This window comes from Stenotrophomonas sp. FW305-3-2-15-E-LB1 (assembly GCF_058787375.1).
Window position 1 is genome coordinate 53,188 of record NZ_JBYSZR010000025.1, and the last position, 16,076, is coordinate 69,263.

The window sequence follows — 16,076 nt, forward strand, 5'->3', positions numbered from 1 at the left end:
GCTCAGTCCTTGGCCGGGCGATAGGGTTTGAGCTGGGTCAGCTCCGCGACACGGCCGGGCGCCAGATGCTGGCGGCTCTTCCAGATGAAGCCGGTGGCCGGATCGGCCCAGTAGACGTTGCGGCCGTGCATGCCGCCCTGCAGTTGTTCGTCGTAACGCTGCAGGGTGCGGCGCGTGCCGAGGATGTTCACTTCCTCCAGTGCGCCACGGCTCAGGGTGCCGGTCACGGCCACGTCGACCTGGTACGCAGGAACCCAGTCATAGCGGCGCTGCACCTTCACCGGCGTGGTCACGCTGCGCAGGTCGTCGAACGGCGAGGGGCCGTCGATGCGCGCGCGCCACTGCTGCCCCAGCCCGCTGCCTCCCAGCAGCAGGCCGTGGCGGTCCAGCTCGAACACGGCGTGCGCGCCGGCATACCACTGCTGGCGGCCACCATCGACGTAGCCCAGGACGGCGACGGCGACGATGTCAGGTGTGTCCACCTGCAGCTGCGGGAAGCGGTTGCTGGCCACGCCCTCGGCGGTGGCCTGGGCCGGGCGATGGGTGATCAGCCGGAAGGTTTCTGCCGTGGACCGGCTGCCGGTGGTGCAGCCGGTGAACAGCAGGGCGGCGACGACGGCGGGCAGCAGCGCGGCAAGCGCGCGGTGTGCCGGCCGCTGGCTGGCCGCGTCCATGCGCGCCATATCAGTTGTCCCTGACTTCGGTTCCGGTACGCGCTGCGTTGTACAGGATGCTGGTGAACGGCAGCAGCTGGTTCACGAAGCGGTTCCAGCGGCTGACGCCGGCGGCGCCGACGAACACCACGTCGCCCGGCTGCAGGTGGAACTGGCTGCCGGCCGCGAATGCGGTGGGCGAGCGCGCCTCCAGCTGGTAGACCATCGACGGCTCCTGCAGCAGGTCGGTGCTGCCGCGGATGACGTACACGGCGTTGCCGTTGGCGGTCTGCTGCAGGAGGCCGCGTGCACGGCCCAGTGCCTGGTTCAGCGAGACATCGCCGGTGCGGAAGCTGTAGGCGCCCGGCAGGTTCACCTCGCCCACCACGAAGATCTCCTTGCGATCCAGGTAGGGCACGAAGATGGAGTCGCCATCCTTGAGGAACAGCTGGCGGCCGCCGAACTGGCGGGCCAGGGATTCCAGGTTGATGGTGTAGGTGGTGCCGTCACGGCTGAGCTGGATGCCCGACAGGTCGGCCTGGGCACTGTTCAGTCCGGCCTGGCTGATGGCGTCGGCCAGGGTCAGCGGCGAGGTGCCCAGTGCGATGGGCGAGGACCGCTCGGCGGCGCCGGTCACCCAGACGCGCTGGCTGCCGTAGGTCAGGACAGACACGTCCACCTGCGGCGATTCCACGTACTGGGCCAGGCGGCGGCTGATCTCTTCGCGGATTTCCACCGGCGTCTTGCCCGAGGCTGTGACCTTGCCGATATAGGGGTAGAACATCGCGCCGTCACTCTGTACCAGCCGGCCCGCCAGAGTGCCTTGCTGCTGCGGGCCGGCGGGAACGGTCAGTTCCGGGTGATCCCAGACGGTGATATAGAGAATATCGCCAACGCCAACCTTGTACGGGCCAGGCTCATGGTCGAACAGAGTGGTCGGCAGAGACTTCTGCGCCCGCGCGGCATTCTCCTGGGCGATCAGCTTCGGAGTGATGGTGACGATTTCCAGCTGCCCGTCACCGCTGTGGCGGTCGATGGCAACGTCGCTGCGGCGCAGGTGCTGGCCCGGTGCAAGCGCGCAGCCGGACAGTGCCAGTGCGGTCAGTGCAGCGGCAAGAAGACGATGGGTGGTGTTGTTCATGAGAATGGGATTCTGGCAGGCATAAAAAACCCCCGCCGGGTCGCGCCCGGCGAGGGCCTGTGTGGTACGCAGTGCGCCGATCAGCCGCCGGTGCCGCCCGTACCACCCGTGCCACCGGTACCGCCGGTGCCACCCGTGCCGCCGGTGCCGGGGCCGCCCGGGCCCGGGCCACCCGGATCGGTGCCGCCGCCGCCATCGTTGCTGCCGCTGGTGCTGTCGCCACCAACGCTGTAAGCCACGGCAGCCGCAGCAACAGCAATCACGGTGGTACCAACCACTGCAGCAGTCGAGACGCCCGCAGCTTCTGCGCCGGCGACTTCAGCGGCGGCTGCTTCCGAGGAGGTTTCTGCGCCGGTGGTAGCCTGCGCTTCCTGCGCGAAGCTCATCATCGGGGAGGCGGAAAAGGCCGCCAGTGCCACAACTGCGATCGTCTTCTTGAACATGGGGAGGCCTGCTCCGTCAGGGAAAATTCCACCTGTATATTCGGTGGATGAACCTTGGCTGTCAAGGTTTAGGGCACGCCATCTCATTGATGACGTTTGATTGGCGACGAATAACTGCGCAGGTCGTCACGTTCCAGCGCCCGCTCGCGCCCGGAAAGCGCCTTCGCAGTGGCCTTCACCATGTCATGCGTATGCAGGTCAGCCATCAGTATCGGCACGGTCACTGCAGCGACAATGGCCAGCAACGCAACGTGGATGCGCGCGGCGACCACGCCTGCCGGCACCTGGGCGCCACGCAGCACACAAGCGGAGGCGGTGATGCCCAGGCCGAGTCCGACGATGATCTCCGACAGCGAATGCGCCCCAAGCGGAACTCTGGACCAGGCGATTGCCACGGCGAGTGCGGCACCCGCGATGGCCCAGGCCCATGGGCGCGGGCTGCGGCCGCTGGCCAGCAGCCAGAAGACCACGGGATAGAGCGTGCTGGACATCGCGGCATGGCCGGAAATGCCAGTGAAATCCAGCGACTCCACGCCCAGCCCCCAGCCCATGAAGGCGATCTTGCTGGCGAGCGTGGCGCTGGCCACGACGGCGATGGCCACTGCCCAGCGCCACAGCAGGTGGCGATGCGTGGGCGGTACGAACAGTGCCAGGACGAAGGCAAGGGGAAGCAGGGCGCGACTGTCGCCAATGGCGGACAGGCTCTCCCAGAGGATCATCATGTGGCGGCGGTGCGGGGGCGGGGTGGGACGGACAGGATAGCGGCGTTGGCTGTTGCGGCGGCTGCCCGTGGCTTGGTCCATTCAGCAAGAAGCGGTATCCTTGCGTGCTGCCAATGGCCCCGTAGCTCAGCTGGATAGAGCGTCCCCCTCCTAAGGGGAAGGTCGCCCGTTCGAATCGGGCCGGGGTCACCAATGCGTACTTGGCGGACCTGCGCGGCAGTCAGTAGCTCGCATCAGGTAACACGGCCCGGTCTTCACGCTGTTTCCCTTCCCGGGGTACCGTCACGCCCCTGCTGGTTTCCCAGTGACTGCGACATCGGTGAGGCGATGATGGGATCGATTGAAGCGTTTCACAGCCAGATATGGTCTGCGCTATCCCCGCTGGATGATTCGGATTTCGAAGCGATTGCGGCCCGATCTCCGACGGATGATGAGGTGGAAGCCGTCAAGGCCCTGGTCGGCGCACCATTGCCCGTTGAGTTCGTCGCTTTCTCAGGCAGGAGCAACGGACTGCTTGTCGTAGCTCGCGACGAAGCATGGCCCGAGCCGGAGGAAGGGAGTGTTTGTGCTGCATGGACACTCTGGCGTGGCGTTGTCCTGCTTGGCTTCGACACAGAAGATCTGCCCCGGTGGGCGAGCATTGCCACAGCGGCAGAACAACTCCATGACTTTGGCATCGAAGGCATTGCGCCAGTTTTCAAAGTCCTCGGTGACGCCGGGCGGATATGGGGAGTGAATCGTCAGGGTGAGTCGGTGCTCGTTACGGATGGCGAGGTGGACGTTCTGGCTGCCACCATTCCGGCGCTGTATGCGATGGAGATCGAGGATCTTGTCGCGCGCCATGAAAAGATGCGCGGCCTTGGTCGCTGAGATTCCCGTTCGCACTTCATCCGTGCGCCGATCTGCGGAGTCCGGCCGCCCGTTTACGCGTGCCAGGAGGGCCCGCTGAAGCGGGAAAAATCTGCGCGGTTCTGGCGGACTCATCCACGCTCCGCCGCCCGTCCCCGCATTCATCCGCATCCCATTGCCGGAAATGCGCATCACCCTGCAGAACGGGAACCCTGTTTGCGCTTACGGTGACCCTGCAGCACAGGTTGGCCGTCTTTTCCACGGCAGTAGCCTGCCCGCATTCCTGTCGGCCGGAGTATCCCGTGGACCTGTTGCTCGCCATTGGTGAGGTAGCGCTGGTGTTCGCCTGCCTGCTCGGCCTGGTGCATATCGCCGACCGGGTCTGGCGCCGCCGGAAGCGCTGAAGGCGGCAGGGCGGGGCTGTCTTCCGGCGGAAATGAATTCGCGCTATCGTCCGAAATTCGTGATGAACATCACACTTGGGGTGTGCCCATGCAAGCACGTCGTTTTCGGTATGCGTACAGGAAAGTCCGCGAGTGGCATGTAGGGGCGGTGCGGGCCGGTTGGCTGGCCCTGCGCTACGGCTTGACCGGTGACACCGGGCGCTTCAATTCGCACGGGGGCTGGCGGGTCAGCCGTCTGCGGGTGGACCGCGAGCGCGACGAAGCCAGCTGAGCGCTCACGTCGCGGCTGCGCTGCATGCACGTGCATTGCACAAGCGCTGCAGCAGGGTGGATGCACATTCCCCACTCTGGATGCGTGCAATGAATACCCCAGGCACTCCCAAGCCCAGTTTTCGCCAGCGGCACGGTCTGTGGATCGTGGCGGGGGTCGCGGCGGTCATCGCCCTGATCCTGGTCACCCAGTACTGGTAACGCTTGGCCGGCCTTTGTAGAGTCGGGCATGCTCGACCCTGCCGGGCCAGATTCCAGCGGAGCGCATGATGCCTTTGCCCGATGTGCTTGCTACGGTGGCCGGTGAGCTGATCCTGGTGCCGGTCACCCTGTTGCCGATCATCAATCCGCTCAGCACGGCGTCGATCTTCGTGTCGACCGTGGGCGGCCGGCGGCAGGTGGCCAAGCGCCTGGCCCGGCAGATTGCCTTCAACAGTTTCATCGTGATCGTGGTGGCGATGCTGGTCGGCACTTACGTGCTGTCGCTGTTCGGCATCTCGCTGCCAGTGGTGCGCATCGGTGGCGGCCTGCTGGTGGCGGCTGCGGGGTGGCGCATGCTGGGGGCGCGCGTGGACGATCCGCCCAGCGCGGCGGAAGAGCAGGCCTCGGCGATGGCCGACCACGAGCTGCAGCGCAAGAGCTTCTTTCCACTCACGTTCCCGCTCACCACCGGGCCGGGCACGATTGCCGCCTGTATCACCCTGGGCACCCATGTCGAATCAGTGACGCCGCTGCACCTGCTGTCCGGCGTGGTTGTTGCCGTGGGCGGGGCACTGCTGGTGGTATCGGTGATCTACCTGATCCTGCGCAATTCGATCGTGCTGGTTGCCCGGCTGGGGCCGACCGGTGCGGTGGTCATGCAGCAGCTGGTGGCGTTCGTGCTGCTGTGCATCGGCATCCAGCTGATGTGGACCGGCTGGGTGGACCTGAACCAGCAGACCTTCGGGGGATGATCCCGGGCCATGCGTGGTCGCCCAGTAGATCCACGCCATGCGTGATCGCCCAGTAGATCCACGCCATGCGTGGATGCTTCAGCTCTGCTGCAGCAGCTCCACCAGCTGGCGCAGCCGATAAGGCTTGGGCAGGAACTCCACCTGGTCGGGCAGCGGCGGCAGCTGCGAGCGTGCATAGCCGGACGACAGGATCATCCGCGCGTGCGGCTGGTCGCGCGCCACGTGTTCGCTCAGCTCGATGCCGGACATGCCATTGGGCATGCTGACGTCGCTGAACACCACGTCGAAGCGCTCCCCGCCCTGCATCAGGGCGACGGCTTCGTGGCCGTCGGACGTGGTTGCCACATCGATGCCGAAATCGCGCAGCGCCAGGCCGATCATCTCGCGCAGATCGGACTGGTCCTCCACCATCAATACGCGGAGCGTGTCATCAGTCATGGGCAGGGTCCTCCATTGCGGGTAGCAGCAGGCTGACCGTGGTGCCGACACCGGGCGTGGTGGACACATCAACGAAGCCGCCGCTCTGGGTAGTAAAACCGAACACCTGGCTCAGGCCCAGACCGCTGCCCTTGCCGATGTCCTTGGTCGTAAAGAAGGGCTCGGTGGCCCGTTCAGCGATGTCCGGGGCCATGCCATGGCCCTCGTCGCAGACGCTTAGTGTCACATATCGACGCTGAAGCGCGGTGTCCGCATCCGGATCCAGACGGTGCTCCAGCGCGGTGGCCACCAGGACGCGGCCGCCGTCCAGGGTGGCGTCGGCGGCGTTGGCCACCAGGTTGGCAAGCGCGGTCTGCAGCTGCAGCGGGTCGGTGCTGAGCGGGGGCAGGCCCGGGGCCAGGTCGGCTTCCACGGTTACGCCGGGTGGGCAGGCGCTGCGCAGGCCGGGCAGCCATTCGCGGATCTGCTGGTTGATGTCCAGCGGCTCGCGGATCAGGGTCTGGCCGGTGCTGAAGGCCAGCAGCTGCCGGGTCAGCAGCGAGCCACGGTCGGTCGCGGCCTGTGCGGTGGCCAGCAGCTCGGCGGCGCGGGCATCGCTGCCAAGCCGCAGCGACAGCAGGTCCAGCGCGTTGCCAACCGTGGTCAGCAGGTTGTTGAACTCGTGGGAGAGGCCGCGACTGAGCCGGCCCACGGTCTCGAACTGCTGGGTCTGGCGCAGGGCCCGCTGGGCATCGCGCAGCAGGCGCTGGGCCTGCCAGTGCTCGGTGATGTCGCGGGTGATCTTGACGAAGCCCAGCAGCTCGCCGTTCTCGCGTACCGCTTCAATGACGATGCTGGCCCTGAACGATGAGCCGTCGCGGCGTACCCGCCAGCCCTCGCTGGCCACGTGGCCGTTCTGTGCAGCCAGGTGCAGCAGCCGCTGCGGTTCGCCGGCATCGCGTTCATCGGCCAGGTAGAAGCGGCTGAAGTGGGTGCCGATGACTTCGTCGGCACGGTAGCCCTTGATCCGTTCGGCGCCCGGGTTCCAGCTGCAGACGATGCCCTGGGGGTCAAGCAGGTACAGGGCATGGTCACGAACGCTGTCGATCAGCAGTCGCAGTTGGCGGGACGTGTCCGTCAGCACGGAAGGCGTAGAAGCAAGAGCGTCCACGTAGAAATCAGTTATACCCCTGTAAGGGATGCGACCGTAGGCAGGCGAGCGTGAAGGATTTGTGCACGCAGTGCGTGTGCCATTGGTCGTATGCGGCTGAATGCGACAGGGAGTAACATCATCGACCTTTCGTGCTCTGGAACCGACCCGCATGCGTCCTGGTGCAACAACGCGTGACCGCTGGATCTGGGTGGCTGCCGCCGTGCTGCTGGCTGCGACCATCGGAATGGAGCTGGTGGTTCCGCTGGGCTATGCGGTGTGGCTGCTGTACTTCATGGCTATTGGCGTCACCGTGTTCCAGCGCAGTGCGCGGGCACCGTTCGTGGTGGCGGTGATCGCCTGCGGCCTGTTGGCCATCGGCTACAACGTCGCCCCGGCCAGCACCAACTCCTCGTTCTCCTTCGTCAACCGCACCATTGGTGGCGTCGGTTTCCTGATGATCGCGCTGATCGTCTCGCGCGCCATTACCGCGCGGCGCGAGGCCATGCGGGCGCTGTGGCTGCAGGAAGCGGAAAACGCCGTGTCGATGAGCCTGCGCGGCGACCTGGGCCCGGAGCAGATTGCCGATGCGGCGATGACCAGCCTGGCCGGCCAGCTGCAGGCCGACGTGGGCGTGATGTATCGCATCGAGGGTGGCCGGCTGCAGCTGACCGGCGGCGTCTCCCTGCCCAGCGGGCTGCCTTCCTCGGTCACGCTGCAGGAAGGCCTGCTTGGCCAGACCACACGCGACCAGCAGATCCGCCACGTGCAGGGCGACGACCAGCATGCGTTGCAGCTGCAATCCAGCCTGGGCCAGGTAACGGTGCGCGAGCGCATCCTGGCGCCGATCAGCAGCGACGGCACAGTGGTGGGCGTGGTCGAGCTGGGCCGTTCGCAGGCGGCGGGCCAGCGCACCCTGGATGCGGAGCTGCTGGAACGTTGTGGCGAGACGCTCGGCATGGCATTGCGCGCCTCGTTGCTGCGCGCGCAGCTGGTCGTGCTGCTGGAAGAATCGCAGCGGCAGGGCGAGGAACTGCAGGCGCAGCAGGAAGAGCTGCGCGTGGCCAATGAGGAGCTGGAAGAGCAGAGCCGCAGCCTGATGCAGTCGCAGGGCCACCTGGAGCAACAGCAGGCCGAACTGGAACAGAGCAACGTGCAGCTGGAAGAGCGCACCCACGAGCTGGAGGCGCAGAAGCAGGCGCTGCTGGTGGCGCAGGGCCAGCTGGTACGCAACAGCAACGAGCTGGCCGCGACCTCGCGCTACAAGTCCGAGTTCCTGGCCAACATGTCGCACGAGCTGCGCACGCCGCTGAACAGCTCGCTGATCCTGGCCAAGCTGCTGGCCGACAACAAGGACGGCACGCTGACCGAGGAACAGGTCAAGTACGCCCGCGCAATCCTGTCGTCCAACAACGACCTGCTGGCGCTGATCAACGACATCCTCGACCTGTCGCGCATCGAAGCCGGCCATGTTGAACTGGCTGATGAAGTGGTGGTGGTCGACAGCGTGCTGCAGCGCCTGCGCGAGACGTTCGAGCCGATGGCCCGGCAGAAGGGCCTGGCCCTGCAGATCGAGGCCGATGCGCTGGCGCCCACGCAGCTGGTGGCTGACAACCAGCGCATGCAGCAGATCCTGAAGAACCTGCTGGCCAACGCGCTGAAGTTCACCGAGCACGGCAAGGTCAGCCTGCACGTGCGCGCCGCTGGCAATGGACGCATCCGCTTTGAAGTCTGCGATTCGGGTATCGGCATCGCCCGTGACCAGCTACAGGTGATCTTCGAAGCATTCCGCCAGGCCGACGGCAGCACCCGCCGCCGCTACGGTGGCACCGGGCTGGGCCTGTCGATCTCGCGCGACCTGGCCGTGCGCATGGGGGGCGACATCCAGGTGGACAGCGAGCCGGGCCGCGGCAGCTGCTTCATCCTGGAGCTGCCGCTGCAGGGCGCACCGGCCAGCGAAGTGCCGGCAGAGCCGGGCGAGAGGGCGCCGGTGCCGATGGCGTCGGTGCAGAACGTGGCCGCTGCCGCGCCCCTGGCCATGGCCGCCGCGCCGGCGATGACCAGTGCCAGCAGCAGCGTCGCCGATGATCGCGGCCGTCGCCAGCGCGCCGGGCGCCTGATCCTGGCGGTGGAAGACGATGCCAGCTTCGCCGAGGCGCTGGTGTCGCTGGCGCACGAACTTGATTTCGACTGCGTGGTGGCAACGACGGCGGAAGAGGCGTTGACGCTGGCCAGCGAACTGCGGCCGAACGGCATCCTGCTGGATATCGGCCTGCCGGACGTATCCGGGCTGAGCGTGCTTGAACGCCTCAAGCGCAACCCGGAAACCCGGCATATTCCGGTGCATGTGGTATCGGCCATGGACCGCAGCCAGGTCGCACGCGAGCTCGGCGCGATTGGTTATGCGGTGAAGCCGGCGACCCGCGAGCGGCTGGCCGCAGCCATCGAGCAGCTGGAACAGACCAGCCAGCGCGATGTGCGCCGCCTGCTGATCGTCGAGGATGACAGCGACCTGCGCCGCAACCTGGAGCTGCTGCTGGGCCGCGACCAGCTGCAGATCGTCGCGGTAGGTACCCTGGCCGCCGCAGTGGAGCAGCTGAGCACGGTCACGTTCGACTGCATGGTGATGGACCTGTCGCTGCCCGATGGCAGTGGTTACGACCTGCTGGAACACATGGCCGGCAACGATGAGGTCGGCTTCCCGCCGGTGATCGTCTACACCGGCCGCGCGCTCAGCCGTGAGGAAGAGCAGCGCCTGCGCCGCTATTCCAAGAGCATCATCATCAAGGGCGCGCGCTCGCCCGAACGCCTGCTCGACGAGGTGACGCTGTTCCTGCACAGCGTCGAGGCCAGCCTGCCGAGCGACCAGCAGCGCCTGCTGCGCGAGGCCCGCCGCCGCGACACCGTGCTCGATGGCCGCACCGTGCTGTTGGCCGAGGACGACGTGCGCAACATCTTCGCCCTGTCCAGCGTGCTCGAACCGCTGGGCGTGACGCTGGAGATCGCGCGCAACGGGCAGGAGGCGGTCGACCGCCTGGCCCAGCGCGAGGTCGACCTGGTGCTGATGGACATCATGATGCCGGAGAAGGATGGCCTGACCGCCATGCGCGAGATCCGGGCACAGCGCCACCTGCAGGACCTGCCGATCATCGCGCTGACCGCCAAGGCCATGCCTGATGACCGCGAGCGCTGCCTGCAGGCCGGTGCCAACGACTACATCGCCAAGCCCATCGACGTGGACAAGCTGGTCTCGCTGTGCCGGGTCTGGTGCTCGCGCCAATGAACGAACAGGCGCTGTTCGACCTGGAGCTGAAGGTCCTGCTGGAGGCGCTGTACCAGCGCTACCACTACGATTTCCGCAGCTATGCGGTGTCTTCGCTGCGGCGGCGCATCCGCCAGGCGATGCAGCGCTATGACTGCGAGCGCCTGGTCGACCTGCAGTACCGCTTGCTGCACGAGCCGGACCTGTTCGCCCAGGCGATGCAGTTCTTCACCGTGCAGGTTTCGGAGATGTTCCGCGATCCGGCCTACTTCAAGCAGCTGCGCGAGCAGGTGGTGCCGGTGCTGCGCACCTACCCGTCGGTGAAGCTGTGGGTGGCCGGTTGCAGTACGGGTGAAGAGGTCTGGTCGCTGGCCATCCTGCTGCACGAGGAAGGACTGCTGGAGCGCAGCATCGTCTACGCCACCGACATCAATCCGGCGGCGCTGGCCACGGCCGAAGCCGGCGCCTACAGCATCGATCGCCTGGCGCAGTTCAGCCGCAACTATCTGGCCGCCGGTGGCACCGGCTCGCTGTCGGACTATTACGCGACCGCCTACGACGGTGCGGTGTTCGACCGCCAGCTGCGCCGCAACGTGGTATTTGCCGACCACAGCCTGGCCACCGACACGGTGTTCTCCGAAGTGCACCTGGTGTCCTGCCGCAACGTGCTGATCTATTTCAACCGCGACCTGCAGGACCGCGCGGTGGGCCTGTTCCGCGAGGCGCTGGTGCATCGTGGCTTCCTCGGCCTGGGCAGCAAGGAGTCGCTGCAGTTCGGTCGCCACCATGATGCGTTCGAAGCCTGCTCGCGCGAGCACCGGCTGTACCGGAAGGTGGTGTGATGGCCGCCCCGCGCCCGCACCTGCTGGTGGTCGGTGCCTCTGCCGGTGGCGTGGCGGCACTGCAGGCGCTGCTGGGCGCGTTGCCGGCCGGCCTGCCGATACCGGTGCTGGTGGTGCTGCACCTGCCGCGCGACCGCAGCAGCCGCATCGCCGAGGTGCTGGCGCCGTACTGCGCGCTGGACGTGCGCGAGGCGGAGGACAAGCAGCCGTTGCAGGCTGCGACGGTGACCTTCGCCGCACCTGACTACCATCTGCTGGTGGAGGACGCGCAGACCATTGCACTGTCGATGGATGAGCCGGTGCTGTTTTCGCGCCCGGCCATCGATCCGCTGTTTGAATCCGCCGCGGCCATTTTCGGGCCGCAGCTGCTGGCGGTGCTGCTGACCGGCGCCAGCAGCGATGGCAGTGAAGGCGTGGCCGCGGTGCGATCCGCCGGTGGCCGCGCCTGGCTGCAATGCCCCGAGGAGGCTGAAGCATCGATGATGCCGGCCTCCGCCCTGCAGCACGCCGGCGCTGACGCCGTGCTGCCTCTTGAATTGATGTGCCGTCGCTTGAAGGAGTTGTTTGCATGAACCTGCTGCCACCGGACCCTGCGCAGTCGCAGACCCCGGTCAACCTGCTGATCGTCGATGACGTGCCGCAGAACCTGGTGGCCATGCAGGCGCTGCTGCGCCGCGAGGGCGTCAACCTGCTGCTGGCGGGTTCAGGCGCGCAGGCGCTGGAACTGCTGCTGGAACACGAGGTGGCGCTGGCGCTGCTGGACGTGCACATGCCGGAGATCGATGGTTTCACCCTTGCCGAGCTGATGCGTGGCTCGCAGCGCAGCCGCGATGTGCCGATCATCTTCCTGACCGCTTCGCCGGATGACCCGGTGCGCGCGTTCAAGGGCTACGAGAGCGGTGCGGTTGATTTCCTGCACAAGCCGGTGGCGCCGCAGGTGATCCTGAGCAAGGTCAATGTCTTCATCGAGCTCTACCAGCAGCGCCAGCTGCTGAAGTCGCGCAACGACGCGCTGGAGCGCGCGCTGAAGTTGAACGAGACGATGGCGGCGGTGCTGACCCACGACCTGCGCACGCCGCTGTCGGCCATCCTGTTGTGCGCCGACAAGCTGTCGCTGGAGCTGCCGCCGGGCAACACCAGTGCGCAGCAGACCCTGCAGCACCTGGAAGCCAGCACCGTGCGCATGGCGCGCATGGTCGAGCAGCTGCTGGATTTCTCGCGCATCCGCAGTGGTGGCCTGCGCCTGGAAGCCAGTGCCTGTGACATGGAGGAACTGGCCCGTGCCGTGATCGCCGAGGCCGGCAGCGCGCACGGCAGCGATCGCATCGCCTTCGACGCAAGCGGTGATGCCACGCTGCACGGCGACATGGATCGCCTTGGGCAGGTAGTGGCCAACCTGGTGGGCAACGCCATCACCCATGGTGGCAAGGACGTGGTGCGCGTTGCCGTCGATGGCAGCGATACGCGCGTGGTGACGCTGCGTGTGCGCAATGCCGGGCATATCGAGGAAGCGCTGCTGCCGCGCTTGTTCGAGCCGTTCAAGGCGAGCTTCCACCAGAGCAAGGGGCTCGGCCTTGGCTTGTACATCGTCGACCAGTTCGTTGCTGCTCATGGCGGACGCCTGAGTGCGCGCAACGAGCAGGGCCAGGTGGTGTTCGAAGCGGTGCTGCCACGCCGCGCCGACACCCGCATTGGCCGTTAACTGAATTCTTCAGGCAGCGCCGGAGCGGACTGAGACGGGCTCGTCCGTAGCTGCTACCGTGGCGACTCACGTTGCCAAGGATGCTTCATGCCACTACGCGCCATTGCCTACGTCAGCCAGGCCCGGCCGGACCTTTCCGCCGAACGCCTGCAGACGTTGGTGAACGATGCCACCCGGTTCAACCGGATGGCCGGGGTGACGGGCGTGTTGCTGCACGATGGACAGCGTTTCCTGCAGTACATCGAAGGCCCGCCCGATGGCATCGACTCGGTGTACGAGCGCATCCTGCAGGCCGGCAGCCATGTGGACATCGTCGAACTGGCACGCGGGCGACTGGGCCAGCGCCAGTTCCCGTACTGGTCGATGCGTGCGTTGCCGGTCGATGCGTTGAAGCTGCGCCAACTGGCCACCAGTGACTGGTCCGGGTTCTCGCGCACCGTGGAGGGCGATCCTGCCGTGCCGACCGCGGTGGATCTGTTGAGCGCCATCGTGCGGCCGGTGCTCAGCGCCGGGTAGCGTCGAGCTTCACTTCGCTGTCACCCGTAGCGGGTTCCCATCGGGCTTCCTGGGGAAGGGAGCACGTCATGAAGCGGATGAAGTGGCAGGGCAGGGCGGCGCTGGCCATGGCGCTGGCGGCAGCAACGGTGCCGGCGTGGGCCTGCACGCGCGCGGTCTATCTGGGCGACAACGGCGATGTGATCACCGCCCGCTCGATGGACTGGAAGGTGGACGTGGCCACCAACCTCTATGTCCTGCCGCGTGGTATCGAACGCACCGGCCAGGCCGGGCCGAAATCGGCGAAATGGACCGCGCGCTACGGCAGCGTGGTCGCCACCGGCTACGACGTGTCCACCACCGACGGCATGAACGAGAAGGGCCTGGTCGCCAACCTGCTGTGGCTGGTCGAATCGGAGTACCCGCAGCAGCGCGGCAACAAGCCGGGGCTGGCCATCTCGCTATGGGCGCAGTACGTGCTGGACAACTTCGGCAGCGTGGCCGAGGCGGTGGCTGCACTGGAGCGCGAGCCATTCGCCATCGTCACCGACAAGGTGCCGGGCGAGGACCGCCAGGCCACCCTGCATCTGTCGCTGTCCGATGCGAGCGGCGACAGTGCCATCGTCGAATACATCGGTGGCCGCCAGGTCATCCACCATGACCGCCGCTACCAGGTCATGACCAACTCGCCGACCTTCGACCAGCAGCTGGCGCTCAATGCGTACTGGAAGGAGATCGGCGGTACGGTGATGCTGCCGGGCACCAATCGCTCGGCAGATCGCTTCGCGCGCGCGTCGTTCTACATCAACGCCATTCCCAAGGCCGAAGACCCGGTGGAGGCGCTGGCCAGTGTGTTCAGTGTGATCCGCAACGTGTCGGTTCCCTTCGGCATCACCACGCCGGATCAGCCGAACATCTCGTCCACCCGCTGGCGCACGGTGGCCGACCACAAACGCCGCCTGTATTTCTTCGAATCGGCGCTGACGCCCAATACGTTCTGGGTGGATCTGAACAAGGTCGATTTCGGCGGCCAAGTCCTCAAGCTCGACCTCGGTCCGGACCAGCGCAACACCTTCGCCGGTGATGCGCTGTCCCGTTTCGTACCGAGCAAGCCGTTTGACTTCCTCGGTACGGGAGGTTAGTTGGACGCCTGGCTGGAGGCCGGGTAAACCGCCTGGATCGTGCAGCTCTGGCGGGTGTACTGCGGAAGGGGCGCCAACTCATCCCGGCGCAGGTCGCCCTGCACGAACTCGGCGGCGACGATGCGGTCACCGGGGTTGCCACAGATCAGTCCATTCTGCATGCCGGAGGTGAAGCTCACTTCCGGCGTGCGGTCGAGCTGGCGGCAGTGGCTGCCAAGGTCGACGCGGTAGTACCGGTTGCCGCCGTTGCGGCGGGGATTGGTTTCGACCAGAAGGCCCTGCTGATCGGACGACCAGGAGCGCACGTTGCGGATGGCGAAGCAATAGGACGGAGAGCCGCCGAAACCGCGCCGGACTTCCTTGCGTTCGCTGATGGTCAGTGCGGGCAGGGTGGCGGTGAGCAGGCGGTCGCTTTCGCGGGCAACGCTGGCATAGTCACGATCCTCTACCGGAGTGACCGCGCTGACGGCGCAGCTGCGGCCGTCGACCACCACGCGCTCGCTGGGGCGACCGCAGGCCCAGCCTGCAGGTGCGTCCAGCTTCAGTGTCGTGGCAGAGCGGACCCCCGGGCAATCTTCACTGAAGTCGATGCGATAGGCCTGGCCGGAGGCCGCGCGCAACGCGATGGAGCGGGGGGAGGCCTGCTCGACTTCCTGGACGCCAACGGCATCCATGCAGTGCGGAGCGGGTGGCACGCGTTCCTGGGCCTGGGCCGAGACTGCAAACGCCAGGCCGAGAGTGGCGGCGAGCACTGCGGGTGCGTATGAATGGGTCATGTCCTGCATTCCCTGCTTTGGATGACAGGCCGACTATAGCAGTGCTTTGCACGCCGAGTGTTACATGCGCACACTAGCGCCATGGGCGCCATCTTCCACCTGCGGCACTACGGCCAGTCAACGGGCCTGGACCGCCACGACTACGCACAGTGGGTCCTGCCACTGCAGGGCGAGCTGCAGTTCGAGCTGGAAGGTCGAGGTGGCCGGCTGGATCTGCTGCAGGGCGCATTCGTGGCCGCCGGCGAGGCGCACGACCAGATGGCGCACGGGCCGAACGGTTTCGTGATCGTCGATTGTGGGCCGGGTGTGCTCGATGACCTGACCCAGGAACACCTGTGGCGCCAGCGCTGGCTGCACCTGCCGCTGTCGCTGCGCCAGCGCCTGGCCCAGGTGAATGGCGGTGGTGCCATGCCGGGACTGCTGCCCGAATTGCTGCGCGTGTTTGCCCCGGCCGGCAGTGGTGCGCGGCTGCAGGGGCTGTGCGCGGCCGTGTACGCCGAGCCCGGGCAGGGGTGGCCGGTGGCGCGCATGGCGGCCTTTGTCGGCGTCAGCGAAAGCCGGCTGCATGCACTGTTCCAGCGCGAATTCGGGGTCAGCCCGCAGGCCTGGCTCAGCGCGGGCCGGCTGCGCTGGGCCAAGCATGCGTTGCTGACCAGTGCGGCGACGATCAGCGATATCGCGCTGGCAGCGGGCTATTCCGAGCAGAGTGCACTGACCCGTGCGCTGCGCCGCGAGACGGGCCTGACCCCAAGCGCCTGGCGGCGCGGTGAAGCGCTTCTGTAGAGTCGAGATCCTATGTTCGCAGTCAAGCCTGCAGGAAGCGGGCTTGGCCCACCTTCAACAGGGCTGGATCGA

At 66.7% G+C, this 16,076-nt stretch carries 17 protein-coding genes and 1 tRNA gene; 11 read left to right on the forward strand and 7 right to left on the reverse strand.

The genetic code is table 11. The features are described from left to right. Nucleotides 1-2: 2 nt before the first annotated feature. From AC3WL7_RS16285 to AC3WL7_RS16300, 4 genes are all read right to left on the reverse strand, one after another. Nucleotides 3-683 carry a YjbF family lipoprotein gene (locus tag AC3WL7_RS16285; RefSeq protein ID WP_492751642.1) on the reverse strand — a complete coding sequence of 227 codons (681 nt, stop codon included), beginning with the start codon at nucleotides 681-683 and terminating at the stop codon, nucleotides 3-5. Between the two features lies 1 nt (nucleotide 684). Then, nucleotides 685-1,794: a polysaccharide biosynthesis/export family protein gene (locus AC3WL7_RS16290; protein WP_492751644.1), complete on the reverse strand. Its 1,110-nt coding sequence runs from the start codon at nucleotides 1,792-1,794 to the stop codon at nucleotides 685-687. 80 nt (nucleotides 1,795-1,874) lie between these two features. Further along, the gene (locus tag AC3WL7_RS16295) at nucleotides 1,875-2,237 is read right to left on the reverse strand and encodes a hypothetical protein (RefSeq protein WP_108759371.1); all 363 of its coding nucleotides are present in this window, start codon (nucleotides 2,235-2,237) and stop codon (nucleotides 1,875-1,877) included. 83 nt (nucleotides 2,238-2,320) lie between these two features. Next, on the reverse strand, nucleotides 2,321-2,839 hold the full coding sequence (locus AC3WL7_RS16300) for a phosphatase PAP2 family protein (RefSeq protein WP_492751647.1): 519 nt from the start codon (nucleotides 2,837-2,839) through the stop codon (nucleotides 2,321-2,323). Between the two features lie 235 nt (nucleotides 2,840-3,074). Here AC3WL7_RS16300 and AC3WL7_RS16305 point away from each other — a divergent pair. The 4 genes from AC3WL7_RS16305 to AC3WL7_RS16320 all read left to right on the forward strand — a co-directional run bounded on the left by AC3WL7_RS16305 (nucleotide 3,075) and on the right by AC3WL7_RS16320 (nucleotide 5,435). Beyond that, nucleotides 3,075-3,151, forward strand: a tRNA-Arg gene (locus tag AC3WL7_RS16305). Nucleotides 3,152-3,289: 138 nt separating this feature from the next. Further along, nucleotides 3,290-3,829: a hypothetical protein gene (locus tag AC3WL7_RS16310; protein ID WP_492751650.1), complete on the forward strand. Its 540-nt coding sequence runs from the start codon at nucleotides 3,290-3,292 to the stop codon at nucleotides 3,827-3,829. Nucleotides 3,830-4,360: 531 nt separating this feature from the next. Next, a complete protein-coding gene (locus AC3WL7_RS16315) occupies nucleotides 4,361-4,483 on the forward strand; it encodes a hypothetical protein (RefSeq protein WP_265349648.1) in 123 nt (40 codons plus the stop codon). A gap of 268 nt (nucleotides 4,484-4,751) precedes the next feature. After that, entirely contained in the window at nucleotides 4,752-5,435 is a 684-nt protein-coding gene (locus AC3WL7_RS16320) for a MarC family protein (protein ID WP_079225204.1), read from the forward strand. Nucleotides 5,436-5,513: 78 nt separating this feature from the next. Here AC3WL7_RS16320 and AC3WL7_RS16325 read toward each other — a convergent pair whose 3' ends face one another. Together AC3WL7_RS16325 and AC3WL7_RS16330 are read right to left on the reverse strand one after the other, a co-directional pair. Next, nucleotides 5,514-5,873, reverse strand: coding sequence for a response regulator (locus tag AC3WL7_RS16325; RefSeq protein WP_108746572.1), 360 nt, complete (start codon nucleotides 5,871-5,873; stop codon nucleotides 5,514-5,516). Next, nucleotides 5,866-7,023: a two-component system sensor histidine kinase NtrB gene (locus tag AC3WL7_RS16330; protein WP_492751659.1), complete on the reverse strand. Its 1,158-nt coding sequence runs from the start codon at nucleotides 7,021-7,023 to the stop codon at nucleotides 5,866-5,868. Before AC3WL7_RS16330 ends, AC3WL7_RS16325 begins: the two co-directional genes overlap by 8 nt. 151 nt (nucleotides 7,024-7,174) lie before the next feature. On the opposite strand from AC3WL7_RS16330, the gene AC3WL7_RS16335 reads away from it, so the two are divergent. From AC3WL7_RS16335 to AC3WL7_RS16360, 6 genes are all read left to right on the forward strand, one after another. Beyond that, nucleotides 7,175-10,285: a response regulator gene (locus AC3WL7_RS16335; protein WP_492751661.1), complete on the forward strand. Its 3,111-nt coding sequence runs from the start codon at nucleotides 7,175-7,177 to the stop codon at nucleotides 10,283-10,285. Further along, complete coding sequence (locus AC3WL7_RS16340; protein ID WP_079221690.1) at nucleotides 10,282-11,106, forward strand: CheR family methyltransferase; 825 nt, start codon at nucleotides 10,282-10,284, stop codon at nucleotides 11,104-11,106. Before AC3WL7_RS16335 ends, AC3WL7_RS16340 begins: the two co-directional genes overlap by 4 nt. Continuing rightward, on the forward strand, nucleotides 11,106-11,678 hold the full coding sequence (locus AC3WL7_RS16345) for a chemotaxis protein CheB (RefSeq protein ID WP_079221691.1): 573 nt from the start codon (nucleotides 11,106-11,108) through the stop codon (nucleotides 11,676-11,678). Before AC3WL7_RS16340 ends, AC3WL7_RS16345 begins: the two co-directional genes overlap by 1 nt. After that, the gene (locus tag AC3WL7_RS16350; RefSeq protein ID WP_079221692.1) at nucleotides 11,675-12,808 is read left to right on the forward strand and encodes a hybrid sensor histidine kinase/response regulator; all 1,134 of its coding nucleotides are present in this window, start codon (nucleotides 11,675-11,677) and stop codon (nucleotides 12,806-12,808) included. Before AC3WL7_RS16345 ends, AC3WL7_RS16350 begins: the two co-directional genes overlap by 4 nt. 87 nt (nucleotides 12,809-12,895) lie before the next feature. Continuing rightward, complete coding sequence (locus AC3WL7_RS16355; protein WP_200731777.1) at nucleotides 12,896-13,324, forward strand: BLUF domain-containing protein; 429 nt, start codon at nucleotides 12,896-12,898, stop codon at nucleotides 13,322-13,324. A 68-nt stretch (nucleotides 13,325-13,392) separates the two neighbouring features. After that, on the forward strand, nucleotides 13,393-14,445 hold the full coding sequence (locus AC3WL7_RS16360; RefSeq protein ID WP_492751667.1) for a linear amide C-N hydrolase: 1,053 nt from the start codon (nucleotides 13,393-13,395) through the stop codon (nucleotides 14,443-14,445). Here AC3WL7_RS16360 and AC3WL7_RS16365 read toward each other — a convergent pair. Continuing rightward, nucleotides 14,442-15,221, reverse strand: a complete 780-nt coding sequence (locus AC3WL7_RS16365) for a DUF6491 family protein (RefSeq protein ID WP_079225205.1) — start codon at nucleotides 15,219-15,221, stop codon at nucleotides 14,442-14,444. The genes AC3WL7_RS16360 and AC3WL7_RS16365 overlap by 4 nt on opposite strands. A gap of 81 nt (nucleotides 15,222-15,302) precedes the next feature. Between AC3WL7_RS16365 and AC3WL7_RS16370 the strand changes: the two genes are divergently transcribed. Next, the gene (locus tag AC3WL7_RS16370) at nucleotides 15,303-16,004 is read left to right on the forward strand and encodes a helix-turn-helix transcriptional regulator (RefSeq protein ID WP_492751670.1); all 702 of its coding nucleotides are present in this window, start codon (nucleotides 15,303-15,305) and stop codon (nucleotides 16,002-16,004) included. Nucleotides 16,005-16,076 lie beyond the last annotated feature (72 nt).

What these genes read in the sequence shown, in the direction of transcription:
- AC3WL7_RS16370 (WP_492751670.1), top strand. Translation starts at nt 15,303, where the DNA reads ATGGGCGCCATCTTCCACCTGCGGCACTACGGCCAGTCAACGGGCCTG.
- AC3WL7_RS16340 (WP_079221690.1), top strand. Translation starts at nt 10,282, where the DNA reads ATGAACGAACAGGCGCTGTTCGACCTGGAGCTGAAGGTCCTGCTGGAG.
- AC3WL7_RS16355 (WP_200731777.1), top strand. Translation starts at nt 12,896, where the DNA reads ATGCCACTACGCGCCATTGCCTACGTCAGCCAGGCCCGGCCGGACCTT.
- AC3WL7_RS16320 (WP_079225204.1), top strand. Translation starts at nt 4,752, where the DNA reads ATGCCTTTGCCCGATGTGCTTGCTACGGTGGCCGGTGAGCTGATCCTG.
- AC3WL7_RS16295 (WP_108759371.1), bottom strand. Translation starts at nt 2,237, where the DNA reads ATGTTCAAGAAGACGATCGCAGTTGTGGCACTGGCGGCCTTTTCCGCC.
- AC3WL7_RS16285 (WP_492751642.1), bottom strand. Translation starts at nt 683, where the DNA reads ATGGCGCGCATGGACGCGGCCAGCCAGCGGCCGGCACACCGCGCGCTT.
- AC3WL7_RS16365 (WP_079225205.1), bottom strand. Translation starts at nt 15,221, where the DNA reads ATGACCCATTCATACGCACCCGCAGTGCTCGCCGCCACTCTCGGCCTG.
- AC3WL7_RS16290 (WP_492751644.1), bottom strand. Translation starts at nt 1,794, where the DNA reads ATGAACAACACCACCCATCGTCTTCTTGCCGCTGCACTGACCGCACTG.
- AC3WL7_RS16345 (WP_079221691.1), top strand. Translation starts at nt 11,106, where the DNA reads ATGGCCGCCCCGCGCCCGCACCTGCTGGTGGTCGGTGCCTCTGCCGGT.
- AC3WL7_RS16335 (WP_492751661.1), top strand. Translation starts at nt 7,175, where the DNA reads ATGCGTCCTGGTGCAACAACGCGTGACCGCTGGATCTGGGTGGCTGCC.
- AC3WL7_RS16350 (WP_079221692.1), top strand. Translation starts at nt 11,675, where the DNA reads ATGAACCTGCTGCCACCGGACCCTGCGCAGTCGCAGACCCCGGTCAAC.
- AC3WL7_RS16325 (WP_108746572.1), bottom strand. Translation starts at nt 5,873, where the DNA reads ATGACTGATGACACGCTCCGCGTATTGATGGTGGAGGACCAGTCCGAT.
- AC3WL7_RS16360 (WP_492751667.1), top strand. Translation starts at nt 13,393, where the DNA reads ATGAAGCGGATGAAGTGGCAGGGCAGGGCGGCGCTGGCCATGGCGCTG.
- AC3WL7_RS16310 (WP_492751650.1), top strand. Translation starts at nt 3,290, where the DNA reads ATGGGATCGATTGAAGCGTTTCACAGCCAGATATGGTCTGCGCTATCC.